General features: G+C 68.1%; 18 protein-coding genes. 14 read left to right on the top strand and 4 right to left on the bottom strand.

The genetic code is table 11. From position 1 onward, the window contains the following. The first annotated feature begins 137 nt into the window (after positions 1-137). Genes AC5LXK_RS26170 through AC5LXK_RS26160 form a run of 3 tightly spaced genes read left to right on the top strand, consistent with a single transcriptional unit; the run spans position 138 to position 2,809 of the window. The gene (locus AC5LXK_RS26170; RefSeq protein WP_493391580.1) at positions 138-827 is read left to right on the top strand and encodes a DUF969 domain-containing protein; all 690 of its coding nucleotides are present in this window, start codon (positions 138-140) and stop codon (positions 825-827) included. Further along, on the top strand, positions 824-1,774 hold the full coding sequence (locus AC5LXK_RS26165) for a DUF979 domain-containing protein (protein ID WP_493391579.1): 951 nt from the start codon (positions 824-826) through the stop codon (positions 1,772-1,774). The genes AC5LXK_RS26170 and AC5LXK_RS26165 overlap by 4 nt, the downstream gene beginning before the upstream one ends. 12 nt (positions 1,775-1,786) lie before the next feature. Then, positions 1,787-2,809 carry a DUF2891 domain-containing protein gene (locus AC5LXK_RS26160; RefSeq protein ID WP_493391578.1) on the top strand — a complete coding sequence of 341 codons (1,023 nt, stop codon included), beginning with the start codon at positions 1,787-1,789 and terminating at the stop codon, positions 2,807-2,809. 30 nt (positions 2,810-2,839) lie between these two features. On the opposite strand, the gene AC5LXK_RS26155 is transcribed toward AC5LXK_RS26160, so the two are convergent. Together AC5LXK_RS26155 and AC5LXK_RS26150 are read right to left on the bottom strand one after the other, a co-directional pair. Beyond that, positions 2,840-3,298, bottom strand: a complete 459-nt coding sequence (locus AC5LXK_RS26155) for an SRPBCC family protein (protein ID WP_493391577.1) — start codon at positions 3,296-3,298, stop codon at positions 2,840-2,842. After that, entirely contained in the window at positions 3,295-3,651 is a 357-nt protein-coding gene (locus tag AC5LXK_RS26150; RefSeq protein ID WP_493391576.1) for an ArsR/SmtB family transcription factor, read from the bottom strand. The genes AC5LXK_RS26155 and AC5LXK_RS26150 overlap by 4 nt, the downstream gene beginning before the upstream one ends. 94 nt (positions 3,652-3,745) lie before the next feature. Here AC5LXK_RS26150 and AC5LXK_RS26145 point away from each other — a divergent pair, with 94 nt between their 5' ends. Next, positions 3,746-4,369 carry an FMN-dependent NADH-azoreductase gene (locus tag AC5LXK_RS26145; protein ID WP_493391575.1) on the top strand — a complete coding sequence of 208 codons (624 nt, stop codon included), beginning with the start codon at positions 3,746-3,748 and terminating at the stop codon, positions 4,367-4,369. Positions 4,370-4,523: 154 nt separating this feature from the next. Continuing rightward, positions 4,524-4,847, top strand: coding sequence for a hypothetical protein (locus tag AC5LXK_RS26140; protein ID WP_493391574.1), 324 nt, complete (start codon positions 4,524-4,526; stop codon positions 4,845-4,847). Positions 4,848-4,870: 23 nt separating this feature from the next. Here AC5LXK_RS26140 and AC5LXK_RS26135 read toward each other — a convergent pair whose 3' ends face one another. Then, positions 4,871-5,695, bottom strand: a complete 825-nt coding sequence (locus tag AC5LXK_RS26135) for an IclR family transcriptional regulator (protein ID WP_493391573.1) — start codon at positions 5,693-5,695, stop codon at positions 4,871-4,873. 188 nt (positions 5,696-5,883) lie between these two features. Here AC5LXK_RS26135 and AC5LXK_RS26130 point away from each other — a divergent pair, with 188 nt between their 5' ends. The 7 genes from AC5LXK_RS26130 (at position 5,884) to AC5LXK_RS26100 (ending at position 17,259) form a co-directional block, all read left to right on the top strand. Continuing rightward, positions 5,884-7,539, top strand: a complete 1,656-nt coding sequence (locus tag AC5LXK_RS26130; RefSeq protein ID WP_493391572.1) for a GMC family oxidoreductase — start codon at positions 5,884-5,886, stop codon at positions 7,537-7,539. Between the two features lie 119 nt (positions 7,540-7,658). Continuing rightward, positions 7,659-8,963, top strand: a complete 1,305-nt coding sequence (locus AC5LXK_RS26125) for an MFS transporter (protein WP_493391571.1) — start codon at positions 7,659-7,661, stop codon at positions 8,961-8,963. Positions 8,964-9,336: 373 nt separating this feature from the next. Beyond that, positions 9,337-10,752, top strand: coding sequence for an NAD(P)/FAD-dependent oxidoreductase (locus tag AC5LXK_RS26120; protein ID WP_493391570.1), 1,416 nt, complete (start codon positions 9,337-9,339; stop codon positions 10,750-10,752). A gap of 176 nt (positions 10,753-10,928) precedes the next feature. Further along, complete coding sequence (locus AC5LXK_RS26115; RefSeq protein ID WP_493391569.1) at positions 10,929-12,350, top strand: amino acid permease; 1,422 nt, start codon at positions 10,929-10,931, stop codon at positions 12,348-12,350. 224 nt (positions 12,351-12,574) lie between these two features. Continuing rightward, positions 12,575-15,511: a molybdopterin oxidoreductase family protein gene (locus tag AC5LXK_RS26110; protein WP_493391568.1), complete on the top strand. Its 2,937-nt coding sequence runs from the start codon at positions 12,575-12,577 to the stop codon at positions 15,509-15,511. Between the two features lie 16 nt (positions 15,512-15,527). Continuing rightward, positions 15,528-16,274, top strand: coding sequence for a 4Fe-4S dicluster domain-containing protein (locus AC5LXK_RS26105; protein ID WP_493391567.1), 747 nt, complete (start codon positions 15,528-15,530; stop codon positions 16,272-16,274). 37 nt (positions 16,275-16,311) lie between these two features. Then, on the top strand, positions 16,312-17,259 hold the full coding sequence (locus AC5LXK_RS26100; RefSeq protein WP_493391566.1) for a dimethyl sulfoxide reductase anchor subunit family protein: 948 nt from the start codon (positions 16,312-16,314) through the stop codon (positions 17,257-17,259). 26 nt (positions 17,260-17,285) lie between these two features. Here the strand turns inward: AC5LXK_RS26100 and AC5LXK_RS26095 are convergent, their stop codons facing one another. Further along, positions 17,286-18,038 (bottom strand): IclR family transcriptional regulator, encoded by a 753-nt coding sequence (locus AC5LXK_RS26095; protein ID WP_493391565.1) that lies wholly within the window; start codon positions 18,036-18,038, stop codon positions 17,286-17,288. 184 nt (positions 18,039-18,222) lie between these two features. On the opposite strand from AC5LXK_RS26095, the gene AC5LXK_RS26090 reads away from it, so the two are divergent. Both AC5LXK_RS26090 and AC5LXK_RS26085 read left to right on the top strand, forming a co-directional pair. Next, complete coding sequence (locus AC5LXK_RS26090) at positions 18,223-19,212, top strand: AAA family ATPase (protein WP_493391564.1); 990 nt, start codon at positions 18,223-18,225, stop codon at positions 19,210-19,212. Continuing rightward, the gene (locus AC5LXK_RS26085; protein WP_493391563.1) at positions 19,209-20,930 is read left to right on the top strand and encodes a cobaltochelatase CobT-related protein; all 1,722 of its coding nucleotides are present in this window, start codon (positions 19,209-19,211) and stop codon (positions 20,928-20,930) included. The genes AC5LXK_RS26090 and AC5LXK_RS26085 overlap by 4 nt, the downstream gene beginning before the upstream one ends. The last annotated feature ends 12 nt before the right edge of the window (positions 20,931-20,942 follow it).

Genomic DNA, 20,942 nt, shown 5'->3' with positions numbered 1-20,942 from the left:
CAACGTTTACCCGAAGCAGTAAATCGTCGACTTTTTATCGATAAAGTCTCGTGTTAGATTTCGCCGTCCGAGCCCGGTCGAAACCGGGCCGGCAGCGCGTTGCCGATGTGCCGCGCATCCGACACAAGGAGGGGAAAATGCTGGTGCTGATTGGGGTGCCGATCGTCGTGATCGGTTTCGCGCTGCGCTTCAATGCGCTGCTGGTGGTCACGATCGCGGGGCTTGCAACGGGGCTCGCGGGCGGGCTGAATCTCGTCGACATCGTCAGCGCGTTCGGCAAGGCGTTCACCGAAAACCGCTACATGGGGCTGATCTGGCTCACGCTGCCGGTGATCGCGCTGCTCGAGCGCAACGGGCTCAAGGAGCAGGCGAAGCGGATGATCTCGCGCGTGCACGCGGCGACCACGGGCCGGGTGTTGATGCTGTACTTCGTGCTGCGCCAGGCGACGGCCGCGCTCGGCCTCACGTCGCTCGGCGGCCATGCGCAGATGGTGCGGCCGCTGATCGCGCCGATGGCCGAGGCCGCCGCCGTCAGCCGGCATGGCGAGTTGCCCGAGTCGGTCCGCCAGCAGATCCGCGCGCATGCGTCGGGTGTCGACAACGTCGCCGTGTTCTTCGGCGAGGACATCTTCATCGCGATCCAGTCGATCCTGCTGATCAAGGGCTTCCTCGAACAGAACGGAATTTCGATCGAGCCGCTGCATCTGTCGGTATGGGCGATCCCGACCGCGATCGCCGCGCTGCTGATCCACTGCACGCGGCTCGCGCTGCTCGACCGCCGGTTGACGCGCGGTTTCGGCCTGGTCGGGCAGGAGGGCACGCGATGATCGGCCTCGAATCGCTGTACACGCTCGCGGGGCTGATGTTCGCCGCGTTCGCGTTTTTCAACCTGACGGACCGCACGAACCCGCGCCGGGTCGTCAATTTCGCGTTCTGGGCCATTTACGCGGTCACGTTCCTGTTCGGCGCGCTGCTGCCGCATTTCGTGACGGGCTGCCTCGCGATCGCGCTCGCGCTGATCGCAGGCTCCGGCAAGCTCGGGCGCGGCAAATCCGACGAAACCGGCGAAGCGGCGGCCGCGCGGCGCGAGACGCTCGCGCAGCGCTTCGGCAACCGGCTGTTCCTGCCCGCGCTGCTGATCCCGGTCGTCACGCTGATCGGCACGTTCACGCTCAAGCTCGTGCCGTTCATCGACCCGAAGAGCGTGACGCTGATCTCGCTCGTGCTCGGCACGATCGTCGCGTTCGTCGTCGCGATCGCGATGCTGCGCGACTCGCCCGTGCATGCGCTGAAGGAGGCGCGCCATACGATGGACGCGGTCGGCTGGGCTGCGATCCTGCCGCAGATGCTCGCAGCGCTCGGCGCGTTGTTTGCGGTCGCGGGCGTCGGCGGCGTGGTATCGGGGCTCGTGAAGGACTGGGTGCCGATAGATTCGCCGTTTGCGGTGGTCGCGGCGTACACGGTCGGCATGGCGCTGTTCACGATGATCATGGGCAACGGCTTTGCCGCGTTCCCCGTGATGACGGCCGGCATCGGGCTGCCGCTGATCGTTCACCAGTTCCACGGCAACCCGGCGATCGTCGGCGCGATCGGGATGCTGAGCGGCTTCTGCGGTACGCTGATGACGCCGATGGCCGCGAACTTCAACATCGTGCCGGCGGCGCTGCTCGAACTGAAGGACAAGAACGGCGTGATCAAGGCGCAGTGGCCGACAGCCGTGCTGCTGCTCGCGGTGAACACGCTGCTGATGTATGCGTTCGTATTCCGTTTCTGACGAGATGCCCACATGACCGACCGACTTACTCCCGAACTCGCCTCGAAATTCGCGTCGCTCGCGCTTGCGCACCTGACCCGCGAATATCCGAACAAGCTCACGCATTCGCTCGAAGGGCCGCACGACGTGCAGGGGCCGCGCGCGCTGCACCCGATCTTCTACGGCAGCTACGACTGGCATTCGTGCGTGCATGGCTACTGGCTCGTGCTGCGCGTGCTCGAACGCTACCCGGCATTGCCGGAGGCCGAACGCATCGTCGCGATCGTCGACGCGCACTTCACCGACGCGAACGTCGCCGGCGAGCGCGCGTATCTCGCACTGCCGCACAACAGCGGCTTCGAGCGGCCATACGGCTGGGCGTGGCTGCTCGCGCTCGCCGCGCAGCTCGAGCGGCTCGCGCTGAAGGGCGTGCTGCCGCAGGCCGCGCGCTGGGCGAAAACGATCGCGCCGCTCACCGACCTGTTCGTGTCGCGCTTCGAAACCTTCCTGCCGAAAGCGACCTATCCGCTGCGCGTCGGCACGCACTTCAACACCGCGTTCGCGCTGGCGCTCACGCTCGACTTCGCACGCGACACCCAGCGCGACGGGCTCGCGGCGCTGATCGTCGATACCGCGAAGCGCTGGCACCTGAACGACGTCGCATGCCAGGCGTGGGAGCCGTCGGGCGACGAATTCCTGTCGCCCGCGCTGATGGAAGCCGAGCTGATGCGGCGCGTGCTGCCGGCGGCCGAATTCGACGGCTGGTTCGCACGCTTCCTGCCCGACCTCGCGCGCGGCGAGCCGGCGACGCTGTTCGAGCCGGCGACGGTCAGCGACCGCAGCGACGGCAAGATCGCACACCTCGACGGGTTGAACCTGAGCCGTGCATGGTGCCAGCGCGCGCTGGCCGGTGCGCTGCCGGACGGCGATGCGCGGCGTGCGAAGCTGCTCGATGCGGCCGACCGGCATCTCGCGAGCGCGCTCGCGCACGTGGCCGGCGACTACATGGGCGAGCACTGGCTCGCGACGTTCGCGGTGCTCGCGCTGGAGGCGTAGCGCGAGCGGGAAGGGGCGCGGTCCGGTGGGTCAGGTCCGCGGCCGAACAATCATGCCGTCGCCCTGCGATTGCAGCGACACGTCCAGCTTGTCCAGCATCTGCCGCCAGCCGGTCGCGACGCCCTTCGGCGCCATCTCGAGCGGTACGTGCTCATGCGTCAGCACGAGTTCGCACAGGCCGTCGCGGTCGAACAGATCGATCGTGACGAGCGTTTCCTGCTGGCTCATGTACGAGGACTGCCACGTGAATACCAGCTTCGACGGGCGGTCCAGCACCCGGTATTCACCGGTGTGCGTGTACTCGATGCGCGACGAGCGCATGAGGATGTGAAAGCGTCCGCCGACGCGCGGCTCCAGCATCGCGTCGCAATGCTTCATCGTGCCGGGCAGCATCCACGCACACAGGCCGTCCGCGTCGAGCCATGCGTCGAATACCTCGTCGCGCGACGCATGGAGCAGCTTGCGGACCGTGATCGCGGGACTGCTCATGACTGGGACGGCTTCAGCTTTCGCCTGGCGGCGAGGTGCCGATCGAGCGCATCGAGCCGTTCGCCCCAGAACTCGGCGTAATGGTCGAGCCAGTGCTGTACTTCCTCGAGATTCGCCGCATCGAGCCGGCACGCGTGTTCGCGCCCCCGGATTTCGCGGCGGATCAGCCCTGCCTTCTCGAGCGTCTTGACGTGCTTGGAGATCGCATTGAGGCTCACGTCGTACGGCGCCGCCAGCTCGCCGACGGTCAGGCTGCCGTCGCGCAGCCGTCCAAGTATCGACCGGCGGGTCGGATCGGCAAGCGCGCTGAAGATGGCGTCCAGCCGGTCGGGCGAACGATCGTGTGGATTCATGGAGGGACTCATGGCGGAATTATATTCAACCCAAAGGTTGACAATCAACCTTTGGGTTGAATAACATCGGACCGACTTCAACCGGAGGGATCCGATGTTCACGTTATTGCAAATCGATTCGAGCCCAATGGGCAATGCGTCCATTTCGCGTCGACTGACGCAGGAGTATGCGCGTAACTGGCTGCACGCGCATCCCGGCGGGCGGGTCGTGGAACGTGATCTGTGTCGCATGGCGATGCCGCCGATCGACGCGGCGTGGATCGCGGCGAACTTCACGCCGCCGGATGTACGGACCGAACAGCAGAACGCGATGCTGGCATTGTCGACCGCGTTCACGACCGAGTTGCGCGATGCCGACGAATACGTGATCGGCGTGCCGATGCACAACTGGGGGCCGTCCGCGCACCTCAAGCTCTGGCTCGATCACATCGTCAGGCAAGGGGAGACCATCGAGACGACGCCGTCCGGGCCGCGCGGGTTGCTCGGGGGGCGGCGTGCGACCTTCGTGATCGCGGCAGGAGGGCTCTACGGGCCGGACGCGGAACGGGCGCAGCGCAATTTCCTCGAACCGTGGCTGCGAACGCTGTTCGGTTATCTGGGCGTAGAGGACATGCGTTTCCTGATGGCGGACGGGGCAGTGGACGTGTTCACCGGCAAGACCGATCGCGCGGCGTTTCTCTCGCCGCATCTTGGCGCGGTGCAAGCGTTGTTCGCCTAGTCGGATCGGTATCTCGCGGTGCTCGCGCTGGAGGCGTAGCGCGCGAAACCCCGCCGGCGGCAAGGTCTTCGGCGCACGGCTATACTCGCCGCTCGGGCCGTTTCGCGCAGCATGCGTTGTGCGAAGCGGCCATCCGCCAGTTCACCGCCTCGCCATGGACAAGCTGATTTCCTACGTTGCCGCGATCCACGGGCTCGCCGGCCCGGTGCGGATCGTGTCGCACGCGACGTCGCACGACCGCTGGACCGACGACGATGTCGAGGTCACGCGCGACGAAACCGAATACCGTTTCGACAACGGCGCGATCGTGCGCCGCTCGGTCGAGCAGGATCGCGCACCGTCCGACCTGCTGTGCGCCGAATGCTGGATCGATTACGACGTGCTCCATCATCCCGATGCGCAGCCGATCAGCCCGTCGCGGTTGACGTTCGACAACGCGTGCCGCGAAACCTTCTGGCTGCGCTACCACCTCGCGTGAAGCTCTGAGCGCGCGCGGCAGCATCAACAGGGCGGCGTTTCGTCGGCCCCGTGCAGCAGCGGCGCGAGCCGCGTGGCCGCATCGCGCATCTTCGGCACGTTCTCGAGCAGGTCGTTGAGCGTCGCGCGCGCGGTCGGCGCATGCACGGCGAGCGCCGCGAGCACGCGGCCGCTCGCGGCATCCTTCACCGGCACCGCCACGGCCACCATCCCTCGGACGAATTCCTCGTTGTCGATCCCGACGCCGCGCGCGGCAAGCCGGTCAAGCTCGGCCGCGAGCAACTGCGCGTCGGTCAGCGTCCGGTAGGTCATCTTCTTCAGCGTGAGCCGCGCGAGCATCGCGTTGCGCTCCAGCGCATTCATCTGCGACAGGAACAGCTTGCCGCTCGCCGTGCAATGCAGCGGCACGCGCATGCCGGGCCGCATCTCGAGCCGCAGCGGCTCGGTCGTCTCGACGCGCTCGACGTACAGCACGGTGTCGCCGTCGAGCGCGGTGAGGTTGCAGGTCTCGCCGAGCACGTCGACGAGCGCGCGCAGCACCGACCGGCAGCCGCGCGTGAACGTGTTGTTCGACAGCGTCGCGAGCGCGAACTGCGCGGCGCGCGGGCCGAGCGCGATGCCGCGGTCGTGGCCGCGCGAGTCGGGCATGTGGATCACGTAGCCGCGCGTCTCGAGCGATTCGATCAGCCGCAGCAGCGTCGCCTTCGGGATGTGCAGCCGGGCGGCGAGCTGCGACAGCGTGTACGGCTGTCCGGCCGACGCGAGCGCTTCGAGCACGGCGAGCGCGCGCAGCACGCGTGCGTCGTCGGCGGGCGCGCCGTCGGGCGGCGCGGGGGCGGTGTCGCGCATGTGTCTCCTCCGTCGGGATCGGCGTGCGTCCCGGGATGGTCGTATCAGGCAAAAATGAAACGAATTGAACGGTTTTTGTACCACATTCGCGGCGTGGACAATAAATCGGCTTGTACGTGTTTCGTGTGCTCCATAAATTTGGACAAAACATACCGGATTTTTCTCATACCCCGGAACGGAGACACGGAATGACACGCAGCTTCGACTATGTCGTGGTCGGCGCGGGATCGGCCGGTTGCGTCCTCGCCAACCGGCTGTCCGACGGCGGCCGCCATACGGTGTGCCTGCTGGAAGCCGGCCCCGCCGACAAGTACATGTGGATCCACGTGCCGATCGGCTATGGCAAGACGATGTTCCACCCGGTGTACAACTGGGGCTTCCACACCGATCCCGACCCGAACATGCACAACCGCCGCCTGTACTGGCCGCGCGGCCGCACGCTCGGCGGCTGCAGCTCGATCAACGGGCTGATCTACGTGCGCGGGCAGCAGCAGGACTACGATCACTGGGCCGCGCTCGGCAACCGCGGCTGGAGCTGGCGCGAGTGCCTGCCGTATTTCCGGCGGCTCGAACACAACACGCTCGGTGACGGGCCGACGCGCGGCACCGGCGGCCCGCTGTGGGCGTCGGCGATCCGGCAGCGCCATGAGCTCGTCGATGCGTTCGTCGCCGCGTCGAACCGGCTCGGCGTGCGCACGGTCGACGATTTCAACACGGGCGACCAGGAGGGCGTCGGCTACTATCAGCTCACGACGCGCAACGGGCTGCGCTGCTCGACGGCCGTCGCGTACCTGAAGCCCGCGCGCGGACGGCCGAACCTGCACATCGAAACCGACGCGCAGGCGCTGAAGGTGCTGTTCGACGGCGCGCAGGCGTCCGGCGTACGCTACGTGCAGCACGGCAAGGTGCACGACGTGCGCGCGTTGCGCGAGGTGATCCTCGCGGCCGGCGCGCTGCAGTCGCCGCAACTGCTGCAGGTGTCGGGCGTCGGGCCGGCCGCGCTGCTGGACCGGCACGGGATTCCGGTCGTGGCCGACCGCAAGGGCGTCGGCGAGAACCTGCAGGACCATCTGCAGGTGCGGCTGATCTACGAGGTGACGAAGCCGATCACGACCAACGACGAACTGCATTCGTGGGTCGGCCGCGCGAAGATGGGGCTGCAATGGGCGCTGTTCCGCGACGGCCCGCTCGCGATCGGCATCAACCAGGGCGGGATGTTCTGCCGCGTGTTGCCGGACGAATCGGCGACGCCCGACATCCAGTTCCATTTCTCGACGCTGTCGGCCGATTCGGCGGGCGGCAGCGTGCATCCGTTTCCCGGCTGCACGTATTCGATCTGCCAGTTGCGGCCCGAATCGCGTGGCACCGTGCGGATTCGCACCGACGATGCGCGCGACGCGCCGTCGATCCAGCCGAACTATCTCGACACCGAGCGTGACCGCCGCACGACGGTGGCCGGCGTGCGCTTCGCGCGTCGCGTCGCGGCCGCCGAACCGATGGCGCCGCTGATGAAGCGCGAAGTGCGGCCCGGCGCGGATGCGCGGACGGACGACGAACTGCTCGAGTTTTGCCGCGAATACGGCCAGACGATCTTCCATCCGTCCGGCACAGCGAAAATGGGTGTCGCGGGCGATCCGCTCGCGGTCGTCGACGAGCGGCTGCGCGTGTACGGCACGCGCGGGCTGCGGGTGGTCGACTGCTCGATCATGCCGACACTCGTATCGGGCAATACCAACGTACCGATCGTGATGGTCGCCGAGAAGGCGTCCGACATGATTCTCGAGGACGCGCGCGAGGCCGATCGCGGCCGCAGCGTCGCGCCGGCCGCCGAGGCAGTCGCGTAGGACAGGGCGCCCGCGCGGCCCGTGCTCCTGCGCCCGGACGGCCGCCGCGCGCTCATCGATGCCCCCGCCGGCACGGCGCCGGGGCAGGTTGCGGCGCATCCTTACCTGGAGAAGCTCGCATGGCAATCGATTCCCGGGTCGTCCGACGCGTGGCCGCCGCCAGCGTGATCGGCGCGACCGTCGAGTGGTACGACTTTTTCCTGTACGGCGTGGTGGCCGGCATCGTGTTCGACAAGCAGTACTTTCCGGTCGACGATGCGTTCGTGTCGACGATGCTCGCGTATGCGACGTTCGCGGTCGGCTTCGTCACGCGGCCGCTCGGCGGCCTGCTGTTCGGCCATCTCGGCGATCGCGTCGGGCGCAAGTCCGCGCTGATCCTGACGATGCTGATCATGGGCGTGTCGACGGCCGGCGTCGCGTTCCTGCCGACCTATGCGCAGATCGGCATGTGGGCGCCGGTGCTGCTGCTGACGCTGCGCGTGCTGCAGGGCATCGGCCTCGGCGGCGAGTGGGGTGGCGCGGTGCTGATGGCGTACGAATACGCGCCGCCGCACCGGCGCGGGCTGTACGCGAGCCTGCCGCAGATCGGCCTCGCGATCGGTCTGTGCCTCGCGGCCGGCGTCGTCGCGCTGCTGTCGCGCGTGCTGCCGGACGCCGCGTTCCTCGCATGGGGCTGGCGCGTGGCGTTCGCGGCGTCGCTGCTGCTCGTCGCGATCGGCTTCTACATCCGCACGCGGGTGGCCGATACGCCCGAATTCGTCGCGCTCAAGCGCCAGCGGCGCGACACGAAGCTGCCGGTCGTCGAGCTGCTCGCCAACTATCGTCAGGCGATTCTGCTCGGGATGGGCGCGCGCTATATCGACGGCGTGTTCTTCAACGTGTTCGCGGTGTTCTCGATCGGCTACATGACGCGCAACCTGTCGATCTCGCGCGGCGACGCGCTGCTCGGCGTGATGAGCGCGGCCGTCGTGATGTGCGTGTTCATCCCCGTGTTCGGCGGCCTGTCGGACCGGCTCGGCCGGGCGCGCGTGTACCGGTGGGGCGCGACGCTGTGCGGGCTGTCGGTGCTGCCCGCGTTCTGGCTGCTGCAGACGCAGTCGACGAACCTGCTCGCCGTGTGGCTCGCGCTGGTGATCCCGTTCGGGATCTTCTACGCGATGGCGTACGGGCCGGAGGCCGCGCTGTTCGCGGAGCTGTTCGACGCGAACGTGCGTTACACCGGCATTTCGTTCGTCTACCAGGTGTCGGGCATCTTCGCGAGCGGCCTCACGCCGATCGTCGCGACCGCGCTGCTGCGCGTGAACGGCGGTGCGCCGTGGCTCGTCGGGGTTTACGTGATGTTGTCTGCACTCCTGTCGATCGTGTCCGCGCGGGCGATCGAGAAACGCGGCGCAATGGCCGGCGTCGCGGTTCGCGCGATGTGACGTTGCGCCCGGCTGGGCGGTGGGCGGGGCCGTATCGGCGTGCCGGTCGCCGGTGGTCCCGCATTCGCGCATTCGCCCGCTGCCCGCGCCCCGTGTCGGCCCGCCGCGCGCCGGCCCGCGCGCTGGTCCAAGCGAATCCGGTCCACTGGACCTACCTGCGAAAAATCGGCCTGCCTACACTTGCCTCGACAGATCGCCGCATTGAAGCATCTGCACACGATCGACCCGAAGAGCACGATCAGGAGACAGGCATGACCCACAGGCAGTCGGCAGCATCCGCCCGCGCGGCGAGCGCGCGCCCCGCATCAGTCAGTCGAAACGCCTCGTGCGCCCGTTGCGGCGCAGCAGGCACGCCCGTGTCGGAGGGCTGATCATGTCGACCAGCTCCATCGAACGCAGCGCGAGCGGCTTTGCCCAGGGCCGGCCGAACGATACGCGCTACGACCCGACCTACGATCCGCTCGTGTCGCCGGGCCCCGGATGCGGCAGGCAGTACGCGCCGACCTACTGGGTCGCGACGGCCGGCACCCCGCCGCCCGACGACGGCCCCGTCACGCGCGACCTCGATGTCGACGTCGCGATCATCGGTGCCGGCTACACGGGCCTCGCGACCGCACTGTGCCTCGCGCGGGACCACGGCATCAAGGCCGTCGTGCTCGAGGCCAACCGCACCAGCTGGGGCTGCAGCAGCCGCAACGGTGGCCAGGGGCAGAACGCGTCGGGCCGGCTGTCGCGCTCGCAGTGGATCGAGCGCTGGGGCAAGGACGTCGCGCTGAAGATGCACGACGAGATCCTCGAGGGCTTCGAGCATTTCAAGTCGCTCGTGTCGGAAATCGACTGCGATCCGCAGCCGGGCGGCCATTTCCTGATCGCGCACCGCCCGCGCATCATGGCGAAGCTCGCGGCCGAGGCGAAGGTCTGGAAGGACGTGTTCGGCTATCCGTCCGAACTGCTGAGCGCGGAGACGTTCCGCCGCGAATTCATCAACGACCACGAGGCGGCCGGCGCGCTGCACGAGCCGGAAGGCATCGGCATCCATGCGCTGAAGCTCGCGTTCGGCTACCTGCGCCTCGCGCGCGAAGCCGGCGCGAAGGTGCATACGAGCAGCCCCGTGCTCGGCTTCGAGACGATCGACGGCGTGCACCACCTGCGCACGCCGGGCGGCGTCGTGCGTGCCCGCGCGGTCGGCATCGCGACCGGCGCGTACACCGCGCAGACGCTGCATCCGTCGCTGCGCAGCAAGGTGATGCCGATCCTGTCGAACTCGATGGTCACGCGGCCGCTCACCGACGCCGAGATCGACGCGTGCAACTTCCGCACGACCCAGGTGCTGACCGATACGCGCACGCTGCGCTTCTACTACCGCTTCCTGCCCGATCGCCGCCTGCAGATCGGCAGCCGCAGCGCGATCACCGGCGACGACGCGCCGAACCCGCGTCACTTCGAATTGCTGAAGGAAGGGATGGCGCGCAAGTTTCCCGCGCTGCGCGACGTACAGATCGATTATTCGTGGTGGGGCTGGGTGGACGTGAGCCACGACATGATGCCGCGCGTGTGCCAGCCCGATCCGCGGCAGTCGGTGTACTACGCGCTCGGCTACGGCGGCAACGGCGTGTCGTACTCGCAGCAGGCCGGCCGGCGCCTTGCCGAGCAGATCGCGGGGAAAGGCGCACGCCAGACGCTGCCGATCTTCACTTCACCGCTGCCCGGCCACCCGTTCGCGCCGTTCCGGCGTCTCGGGCAGCGAATGCTCTACGTGTCGTACTTCAGGAACGACGAGAAGCCCTGAACGCGGCATGCACCGCCCGGCGCAGCGCGCTCGCGCCGGGGCATCCCATACAAGAAAAGCAACGGAAATCCGTGCGGCCGGGGCTGCAGGCGCCCCTGTACGCGCCGTCGCCGGCGGCGCACGCGTTCACCCGACGGTGACGCGGGCGGCGCCGGACAACTGGATATGGAGAAGACATGCAACCCTCGAACCAGAGTGACCTGAAATGTGGGCTCAAGCAGCGCCACATGACGATGATCGCGCTTGGCGGCGTGATCGGTGCCGGGCTGTTCGTCGGCAGCGGCGTGGTGATTCAGCAGACCGGGCCGGCCGCGATCCTGTCGTTCCTGATCACGGGCGGGCTGGTCGTGCTCGTGATGCGGATGCTCGGCGAGATGGCGTGCGCGATGCCGGCCGTCGGTTCGTTCTACGAATACGCACGGCTCGCGTTCGGCAACTGGCGCGGGCCTGGCAAGATGGCGGGCTTCCTCACCGGCTGGATGTACTGGTATTTCTGGGTGATCGTCGTCGCGCTGGAAGCGGTCGCCGGCGCGAAGCTGATCCAGTTCTGGCTGCCCGACACGCCGGCCTGGATCATCAGCCTCGCGCTGCTGGTCGTGCTGACGCTCACGAACCTGATCTCGGTCGGCAGCTACGGCGAGTTCGAATTCTGGTTCTCGTCGATCAAGGTCGGCGCGATCATCGTGTTCCTGTTCCTCGGCGGCCTCTACGTGCTCGGCCTGTGGCCGTCGTCGATGCACACGACGGCCGTGCTGCCGACGCTGCTCGGCCACGGCGGCTTCATGCCGCTCGGCATCGGGCCGGTGATGAGCGGGGCGGTTGCGGCTACCGGGTTCTACTTCGGCGCGGAGATCGTCACGATCGCGGCGGCCGAAGCGAAGGAGCCGGCCAAGGCGGTGGCCAAGGCCACCAACTCGGTGATCACGCGTGTGCTGGTGTTCTACGTGGGCTCGGTCGCGCTCGTCGTCGCGCTGGTGCCGTGGAATTCCGCGCAGATGGCCACGCCGTACGTGAGTGCGCTGGAAGTGATGGGCCTGCCGGCCGCGGCCAACGTGATGAATGCGATCGTGCTGACCGCCGTGCTGTCCGCGCTCAACTCGGGCCTCTATGCGGCCTCGCGGATGCTGTTCGCGCTGACCCGCCACGGCGACGCGCCGGCCGCGCTCGCGAAGGTCAACAAGCGCGGCGTGCCGGTGCGCGCGATCCTGCTCGGCACGGTGTTCGGCTACGCATCGGTCGTGATGTCGTACGTGTCGCCCGAGACCGTGTTCGCGTTCCTCGTCAATTCGTACGGCACCGTCGCGCTGTTCGTGTACGTGCTGATCGCGTTCTCGCAACTGCGCCTGCGCAAGCGTCTCGACCCGGTGGCCGCGAGCAAGCTGCGCGTCAAGATGTGGGCGTACCCGTACCTCACCTGGGTCGCGATCGTCGGGATGATCGGCATCCTCGTCGCGATGGCGTTCATTCCCGACCAGCGCAAGCCGTTGTGGCTCGGCGTCGCGAGCCTCGGCGTGCTGGTCGTCGCATACGGGTTGACGCGCCGCAGCCGCCGCGAGCATCTCGACGACAGCGAACTGCTCGCGTTTCCGCCGCGGTAACGGGCGGTAATGCATGACGCCGAAGGCCCGGTGCGCGCGCCGGGCCTTCGCGCATGCCATCCGGGCGGCGATCCGATGGATGGCCCGGCCAACTATCAGGCCGACCGATAGGACCGATCGGAGGATGCGACTTTATGTCGGCTGCCCGCCGGCATAGCATGGATGAACCGATTCACGGGCGCGCTCCGGCGGGGTGCGCCGTCATCCGCGAACGAGGACAGACGATGGAACATCGGGCACGCGAGCGCGACGAGCAGGCCGAGATCAAGACGACGACGTGCTACATGTGCGCATGCCGCTGCGGCATCCGCGTACACCTGCGCGACGGCGAAGTGCGCTATATCGACGGCAATCCGCAGCATCCGCTGAACCAGGGCGTTATCTGCGCGAAAGGTTCGTCGGGAATCATGAAGCAGTATTCGCCCGCGCGGCTCACGCAGCCGCTGATGCGCAAGCCGGGCGCCGAGCGCGGCGAAGCGCAGTTCGAGCCCGTGTCGTGGGAGGTCGCGTTCGACGTGCTCGAAAAGCGCCTGTCGCACCTGCGCGCGACCGATCCGAAGCGCTTCGCGCTGTTCACGGGCCGCGACCAGATGCAGGCGCTCACGGGGCTGTTCGCGAAACAGTTCGGCACGCCGAACTATGCGGCGCACGGCGGTTTCTGTTCGGCGAACATGGCGGCCGGGATGATCTACACGATCGGCGGCTCGTTCTGGGAGTTCGGCGGCCCCGATCTCGACAACGCGAAGCTGTTCTTCATGATCGGCACCGCGGAGGACCATCATTCGAATCCGCTGAAGATCGCGCTCGGCAAGTTCAAGCGCGCGGGCGGCCGCTTCATCGCGATCAATCCGGTGCGCACCGGTTATGCGGCGATCGCCGACGAATGGATTCCAATCCGCCCCGGCACCGACGGCGCGCTGTTCATGGCGCTGATGCACGAGCTGATCGCGCGCGATGCGTTCGATCATGAGTTCGTGTCGCGCTTCACGAATGCGGGCGAACTGATCGACCTGCGCGCCGATGCCGATACGTCGGGACTGTTCGTGCGCGACGCCGATGCGCCGGAGGTCAACGCGCTGTATCCGCAGAACCGGATGTGGTGGGATACGAAGACGAACCGCGCGGTGCTGCACCACACCGAGGGCGCCGAGCCGGCGCTCGACGGCCGCTATACGCTCGACGACGGTACGCCGGTCGCGCCGTCGTTCACGCTGCTGCGTGAGCAGGTGGCCGATTGCACGCCGGAATGGGCGGCCGACATCACCGGCATCGCGGCCGACACGATCCGCCGTCTCGCCCGCGAGATGGAGACGGTCGCGCGCGAGCAGGCGATCGAGCTGCCGGTGCGCTGGACCGATTCGTGGGGCAAGGAACATGCGACGGTGAAGGGCGTGCCGATCGCGTTCCACGCGATGCGCGGGCTGGCCGCCCACTCGAACGGGTTCCAGACGATCCGCGGGCTGGCCGTGCTGATGTCGCTGCTCGGCACGATCGACCGGCCGGGCGGCTTCCGCCACAAGGCGCCGTATCCGCGTGCGGTGCCGCCTTCGGCGAAACCGCCGAACGATCCCGGCCAGGTCAAGCCGAACACGCCGCTCGCGACCGGCCCGCTCGGCTGGCCGGCCGGCCCCGAGGATCTGTTCATCCATCCGGACGGCACGCCCGCGCGGCTCGACAAGGCGTTTTCGTGGGAATACCCGCTCGCGGTGCACGGGCTCATGCATTCGGTGATCACCAATGCGTGGCGCGGCGATCCCTATCCGATCGACACGCTGCTGATCTTCATGGCCAACATGGCGTGGAATTCGTCGATGAACACGACGGAAGTGCGCAAGATGCTGGTCGACAAGCGCGACGACGGCGAGTACCGCATTCCGTTCCTGGTCGTGTGCGATGCGTTCGCGTCGGAGATGACGGCGTTCGCCGACCTGATCCTGCCCGACACGACCTACCTCGAACGGCACGACGTGATGTCGGTGCTCGACCGGCCGATCTCCGAATTCGACGGGCCGGTCGACTCGGTGCGCGTGCCGGTCGTGCCGCCGACCGGCGAATGCAAGCCGTTCCAGGAAGTGCTGATCGAGCTCGCGAGCCGGCTGAAGTTTCCGGCCTTCACGACGGCGGACGGGCAGCGCAAGTATCGCGACTATCCGGATTTCGTCATCAACTTCCAGACCGCGCCGAATTCGGGCACCGGCTTCCTGATCGGCTGGCGCGGCAAGGACGGCGACAAGGCCGTCGTCGGCGAGCCGAACCCCGACCAGTGGAAGCGTTACGCGGAGAACAACTGCGTGTACCACCACCGGCTGCCGGAGCCGCTGCAGTACATGCGCAACTGCAACGGCCCGTACATGCAGTGGGCGGTCGACAACGGGATGCGCAAGTTCGGCGTGCCGATCGTGATCCAGCTGTACTCGGACGTGATGCAGAAGTTCCGGCTCGCCGCGCAGGGCCGCACGTCGGGCCGCCAGCCGCCCGACCATCTGCGCGAGCGCATCGCGCGCTATTTCGATCCGCTGCCGTTCTGGCACCGGTCGCTCGAGAGCGGGCTGACCGATGCGAACCGCTATCCGCTCGCGGCGATCACGCAGCGGCCGATGGCGATGTACCACTCGTGGGATTCGCAGAACGCGTGGCTGCGGCAGATCCACGGAGAAAACCACCTGTTCGTGAACCCGGTGACGGCCGCCGCGCAGCAGATCGACGACGGCGCGTGGATCTACGTCGAATCGCCGTGGGGCAAGGTGCGGTGCCGCGCGCGCTACAGCGAGGCCGTGGAGCCCGGCACCGTATGGACGTGGAATGCGATCGGCAAGGCGTCCGGCGCATGGAACCTCGGGCCCGACGCGGGCGAATCGCAGCGCGGCTTCCTGCTCAACCACGTGATCACCGACGAGTTGCCGGATGCGGCACGCGGCGGGGCGCGCCTGTCGAACTCCGATCCGGTGACGGGGCAGGCCGGCTGGTACGACGTGCAGGTGCGGATCTATCCGGCCGAAGCCGATGCGGCGACGACGCTGCCGCAGTTCGCGCCGATGCCGGCGCTGCCCGGCACGCCGCGCGTGCTGCAGCGCGTGCAGGCGTATTTCGCGGGAACCGGCGCATTCGCCGCGCGGCTGCGGCGCGCGGCGTCGGCCGGCCCGAATTCCGACGATCGTTGAACGAAGGAGCAGAACCATGACCCAGATGGCCCTCGTCATCGACCTGAACGTGTGCGTCGGCTGCCATGCCTGCGTGACGAGCTGCAAGGAATGGAACACGTCGGGCGAAGCCGGCAGCCTCGCCGACCTGCGCCCGTACGACGACGATCCGTCCGGCACGTTCTTCAACCGCGTGCAGACATACGAAGCCGGCGTGTTCCCGATGACCGACACGATCCATTTTCCGAAGTCGTGCCTGCACTGCGAGGATCCGCCGTGCGTGCCCGTCTGTCCGACCGGCGCGAGCTACAAGCGCAAGTCGGACGGGATCGTGCTGGTCGACTACGACAAGTGCATCGGCTGCAAGTACTGCGCATGGGCGTGCCCGTACGGCGCACGCGAGCTCGACGAAGGCCGCAAGGAGATGACGAAGTGCACGCTGTGCGCAGACCGCATCGACAACGAAGCGCTGCCCGAGCGTGACCGCAAGCCGGCCTGCGTGCTCGCGTGCCCGACGTCGGCGCGGCTGTTCGGCGATGTGCACGATCCCGAATCGGACGTGTCGCGCGCGATCAGCGAACGCGGCGGCTATACGCTGATGCCCGAATGGGACACGCGGCCGTCGAACCACTACCTGCCGCGCGTGAAGACCGAGGCGTCGTGCGGTTGCGGCAGCAGCGGCGGATGCGGCAGCGCATCGAACGGGCGAGATGAAGACGAATCGTTCGAGGCACGCGCGGCGCGCGGCGACATCGATCTCGTTTCGCTGGCGACGCCGCGCTGAGCGCCGCGCATTTCATTCAGAACCACTCGGAGTTTCCATGCGCCCAGCCTTTTCGGTCGTTTTCCTCACCACGCTGTGTGGTGCCGCACAGGGCCTGCTGCTGACGCTCGTGATCGTCGAGGCGCTGGCGCGGCTGGCCGGCCTCGACGTGGCGGCCGCGTTCTACGTGACCGGCGCCGCGCTGTCGGTCGTGCTCGGCGTGCTCGGCCTGTTCGCGTCGTTCTTCCATCTCGGCCACCCCGAACGTGCATGGCGCGCGATCGCGATGTGGCGCACGTCGTGGCTGTCGCGCGAATGCATCGCGCTGCCGGTGTTTCTCGCGTGTGCGTTCGCGTATGGCGCGGCGCACCTGTTCGGCTGGCCCGGCACGCTGTTGATCGGCGCGGCGGGCGCGCTCGCGAGCGTCGCGCTGTTCGTGTGCACCGCGATGATCTACGCGTGCCTGCGCTTCCTGCAGGAATGGGCGAGCCCGCTGACGCTGGTGAACTTCGTGCTGCTCGGCTGCGCATCGGGCTGCACGCTCGCGACGGCCTGCGCCGCGTGGCTCGCGCCGGCGCTGGTCGGCCGGCTCGCGGTAGCCGCCTGCGTGCTGACGCTCGCGGGCGGGGTGGCGCGGCTCGCGTCGCTCGCACGCAATGCACGGCTGCGGCCGAAGTCGACCGTGCAGAGCGCGACGGGGATCCGCAACGCGAAGGTCGAGCAGAAGTCGCGCGGCTTCACGGCCAGCGCGTTCAACACGAAGGAGTTCTTTCACGGGCAGGGCAACGGCACGCTGCGCGCGGTGAAGGCCGGTTTCCTGATCGGCGCATTCGCGGTGCCGTTCGTGCTGACCGGCGCCGGCGCGCTCGCGCCGACGTCGGTTGCGGCGGCCGTCGCGCTCGGCGCGGCGTTCGTGATCCAGTATGCGGGGCTGGTCGCGGAACGCTGGTTCTTCTTCGCGGATGCGCGGCATCCGCAGAACCTCTACTACCAGCGCGCGTCATGACGGCGCGGGCGCGTCGCCACGCCGGACTAGAAGGTATCCGCGAGCGCGCGGGCCGCTTCCTGCAGGCGCGGCACGTGATCGAGCAGCCGCGACAGCGGCGCACGCGACACGGGCGCATGGACGGCGACCGCCGCAATGCATGCGCCGTCGTCGCCGAGAATCGGCGCCGCGATGCACACGATGCCTGCGACGAATTCCTCGTTGTCGATCGCGATGCCCTTGTGCGCGGTGCGGTCGAGCTCGGCTTCGAGCAGCTCGGGGTCGGCGATCGTGTTCGGCGTATGGCGAGGGAGCGCCATCGCATGCACCAGCGCCGCGCGTTCGACACGCGGCAGCAGCGCGAGCAGCAGCTTGCCGCTGGCGCTGCAGTAGGCGGGCACGCGGGAGCCCGGTTTCAGGTCGAGCCGCAGCGGCCAGTCGGCCTCGACGCGGTCGAGATAGACGACTTCCGTATCGTGCAGCGCGGTCAGGTTGCAGGTCTCGCCGAGATCGGCGACGAGCCGTTCGAGGATCGCATGACGCAGCCGGCGCGCGCCCGCATGCAGCATCACCCCGGTGCCGAGCCGCGCAAGGCGCGGGCCGACCGCGTACGCGTTCTTGCGGCCGGGCTCGCGAATCACGAGGCCGCCGGCTTCGAGCGACGCGAGCATCCGGTGCAGCGATGCCTTCGGGATATCGACTTCACGCGCGAGATCGGCGAGCGACACGGCGTCGCCGGCCTGGACGAGATGTTCGAGCAGCGCGAAGGCGCGCAGGGTGGGCGTATCCGCGGGCAGCATGTCGGGCGTTCCGGAAACTGGACTGCGGCCATTGTACCGAACGGCCCGGCAGGCCGGCCTCACGGGGCGGTAGGCGCGGCAAACCGGCACGCATTTTCGGCAGCGGAACGAATCGTTCCGTCAACATGATCGACGCAGGCGCGACCGACGCCTGCGCAATACGCAACGACAGGAGCGCAACGCAATGGATGCGGTGACGAACAAGCCGGACTGCATGGTGTCGGTCCGCGAACGGTTCGGGTTCGAATCGGACCTGATGGTGCCCGCGTTCAGCGCGCGCGACGATCACGTGCCCGATATCGACGATGCGTACCGCTTCAACCCGGACGTCACGCTCGCGATCCTCGCGGGCTTTGCGCGCAACCGCCGCGTGCTCGTGCAGGGGATGCACGGTACGGGCAAATCCACGCATATCGAGCAGGTCGCGGCGCGGCTGAACTGGCCGTGCGTGCGCGTGAATCTCGACGGCCACATCAGCCGGCTCGACCTCGTCGGCAAGGATGCGATCGTCGTGCGCGACGACGTGCAGGTGACCGAATTCCAGGAAGGGATCGTGCCGTGGGCGTTGCAGCGTCCGGTCGCGCTGATCTTCGACGAATACGACGCGGGGCGGCCCGACGTGATGTTCGTGATCCAGCGGATCCTGGAGCGTGACGGCAAGTTCACGCTGCTCGACCAGAACCGCGTGATCCATCCGCATCCGTCGTTCCGGCTGTTCGCGACCGCGAACACGGTCGGGCTCGGCAACCTGAACGGGCTCTACCACGGCACGCAGATGCTCAACCATGCGCAGATGGACCGCTGGAACGTGGTCGCGACGCTCGACTACCTGCCGCGCGACGAGGAGATCGGCATCGTGCGTGCCCGCGTGCCGGAACTGGCCGACGAAGCCGGCCGCCCGCTGCTCGAATCGATGGTGAGCCTCGCGGAGCTGACGCGCAACGGTTTCGCGACCGGCGACCTGTCGACGCTGATGTCGCCGCGCACGGTGATCAACTGGGCCGAGAACTGCCAGATTTTCCGCGATCCGGCGCTCGCGTTCCGGCTCACGTTCCTGAACAAGTGCGACGACGCCGAGCGGCCGGTCGTCGCCGAGTATTACCAGCGCTGCTTCGGCGAGGAGCTGGCGGTGGCGTCGCGCGCCGGCGGCGGCGAACCGGGAGCAGGGCGGTGAGTGCCGACCGCGACGCGGCCCGCCGCGCTTCCGCGCGCGAAGCGCTCGGCGCATCGACCGTGCGCGCGCTGACGCGTGACGCGGCGCTGCATTACCGTGCAGGCCGTGTGTGCCGCGACCTGCGGCCGCTGCCGATCCATGCGCCGCACGTGCGCGCGCAAGCCGCCGCCGACGATCTTGCGTCGTGGCGCGGCGCGGCCGATTGCGCCGCGTTGCGGATCCTGCATTCGGATGACGATTTGCATCGCGCGTTGTCCGGCGACGATCCGGTCGAACGCGTGCTGTTCGAGATGCTCGAGCAACTGCGCTGCGAATCGCTGGCGCCGCCCGCGATGCGCGGTGTCGTACAGAACCTGCGTCATCGTTTCGAAACCTGGTCGCGCGCGTTTCACCGGTCGGGGCAGGCAGAGACGCACGTCGGGATTCTGGTCTATACGGTCGCGCAGATCGCGTGGTCGCGGCTGACGGGCTGGCCGGTGCTGGAAGAAACGGAAGACCTGATCGAAGCGTCGCGCGCGGCAATCGTGCCGGAGATCGGCGTGCAACTCGCGGGGCTGCGCCGGTGCCGGCACGATCAGCGCGCATTCGCCGACCATGCGCTGGCGCTTGCGCGGCACATTGCGTCGATGATCCGCGACGCGCGCGCAGCCGTCGTCGACACGGAGGCCGAGGATGCGCGCGAGCAGGACGACGCACTGACGAATTTCTCGCTGTGGGTCGATTTCGACGACACGGGCATCGACCTGCCGGCGCTCGTGGAAACGGGCGACAGTGTCGTATTGCACGGCGGCGATGCCGTCTATCGCGCGTACACGACGCATTACGACCGCGAATGGCGGCCGGCCGAGCAAATTCGCACGGCGTTGCTGCGCGAATACCGCGACCGGCTCGACGCACAGGTCGCCGCTCGGCGGATCAACGTCACGCGGCTCGCGCGCGTACTGCGCTCGGCGCTCGTCGTGCCGCAGGCCGACGGCTGGTCGTTCGGCGAGGAGCATGGCCGCCTCGACGGCCGCCGGCTCGCGCAGCTCGTCAGCTCGCCGGCCGAGCGGCGGCTGTTCCGGCTCGAACGCGTGCGGCCGCAACCCGATTGCACGCTCGCGTTCCTGATCGACTGCTCGGGATCGATGAAGGCATGGATCGACGGCGTCGCGCTGATGGTCGACACGCTGGCCCGCGCGGGCGATGCCGCGGGGCTCGCGACCGAAGTGCTCGGGTTCACGACGCTCGCGTGGAACGGCGGCCGTGCGCGGCAAGACTGGCTCGCGCGCGGCAAGCCGCGCCATCCGGGGCGGCTCAATGAAATCGGGCACCTGGTGTTCAAGGACGCCGACACGCGCTGGCGGCATACGCGCACCGGCATTGCCGCGCTGTTCAAGGCCGACCTGTTCCGTGAAGGCATCGACGGAGAAGCGGTCGAGTGGGCATGTGGGCGGCTCGCGGCGCGGCCGGAGGCGAGGAAGATCCTCGTCGTGATCTCGGACGGCAGCCCGATGGACGGCGCGACGGCGCTCGCGAACGATCCGTTCTATCTCGACAATCACCTGAAGCAGGTCGTCGCGCGCCAGGAAGCGGCGGGACAGGTCGAGGTGCTCGGGCTCGGTGTCGGGCTCGATCTCGGCCCGTATTACCGGCACCGGCTCGCGATCGATCTTGCGTCGGCACCGGACATGAAACGTCTCGTCGAAATCGCGGGCTGGATCGGCGCGCGGCGGTGAAGCCCGACGGAC

It is taken from the genome of Burkholderia pulmonis (assembly GCF_984667975.1).
The sequence above is the reverse complement of the archived record's forward strand: the minus strand, read 5'-3'. Positions and strand labels throughout refer to the sequence as shown.

Excerpts from the sequence above, each read along its gene's own strand:
- AC5LXK_RS26135 (WP_493391573.1), bottom strand. The coding sequence starts at position 5,695 with ATGCGCGACACCGCCCCCGCGCCGCCCGACGGCGCGCCCGCCGACGAC.
- AC5LXK_RS26170 (WP_493391580.1), top strand. The coding sequence starts at position 138 with ATGCTGGTGCTGATTGGGGTGCCGATCGTCGTGATCGGTTTCGCGCTG.
- AC5LXK_RS26110 (WP_493391568.1), top strand. The coding sequence starts at position 12,575 with ATGGAACATCGGGCACGCGAGCGCGACGAGCAGGCCGAGATCAAGACG.
- AC5LXK_RS26095 (WP_493391565.1), bottom strand. The coding sequence starts at position 18,038 with ATGCTGCCCGCGGATACGCCCACCCTGCGCGCCTTCGCGCTGCTCGAA.
- AC5LXK_RS26090 (WP_493391564.1), top strand. The coding sequence starts at position 18,223 with ATGGATGCGGTGACGAACAAGCCGGACTGCATGGTGTCGGTCCGCGAA.
- AC5LXK_RS26165 (WP_493391579.1), top strand. The coding sequence starts at position 824 with ATGATCGGCCTCGAATCGCTGTACACGCTCGCGGGGCTGATGTTCGCC.
- AC5LXK_RS26155 (WP_493391577.1), bottom strand. The coding sequence starts at position 3,298 with ATGAGCAGTCCCGCGATCACGGTCCGCAAGCTGCTCCATGCGTCGCGC.
- AC5LXK_RS26150 (WP_493391576.1), bottom strand. The coding sequence starts at position 3,651 with ATGAATCCACACGATCGTTCGCCCGACCGGCTGGACGCCATCTTCAGC.
- AC5LXK_RS26140 (WP_493391574.1), top strand. The coding sequence starts at position 4,524 with ATGGACAAGCTGATTTCCTACGTTGCCGCGATCCACGGGCTCGCCGGC.
- AC5LXK_RS26125 (WP_493391571.1), top strand. The coding sequence starts at position 7,659 with ATGGCAATCGATTCCCGGGTCGTCCGACGCGTGGCCGCCGCCAGCGTG.
- AC5LXK_RS26100 (WP_493391566.1), top strand. The coding sequence starts at position 16,312 with ATGCGCCCAGCCTTTTCGGTCGTTTTCCTCACCACGCTGTGTGGTGCC.
- AC5LXK_RS26160 (WP_493391578.1), top strand. The coding sequence starts at position 1,787 with ATGACCGACCGACTTACTCCCGAACTCGCCTCGAAATTCGCGTCGCTC.
- AC5LXK_RS26115 (WP_493391569.1), top strand. The coding sequence starts at position 10,929 with ATGCAACCCTCGAACCAGAGTGACCTGAAATGTGGGCTCAAGCAGCGC.
- AC5LXK_RS26105 (WP_493391567.1), top strand. The coding sequence starts at position 15,528 with ATGACCCAGATGGCCCTCGTCATCGACCTGAACGTGTGCGTCGGCTGC.
- AC5LXK_RS26145 (WP_493391575.1), top strand. The coding sequence starts at position 3,746 with ATGTTCACGTTATTGCAAATCGATTCGAGCCCAATGGGCAATGCGTCC.
- AC5LXK_RS26130 (WP_493391572.1), top strand. The coding sequence starts at position 5,884 with ATGACACGCAGCTTCGACTATGTCGTGGTCGGCGCGGGATCGGCCGGT.
- AC5LXK_RS26120 (WP_493391570.1), top strand. The coding sequence starts at position 9,337 with ATGTCGACCAGCTCCATCGAACGCAGCGCGAGCGGCTTTGCCCAGGGC.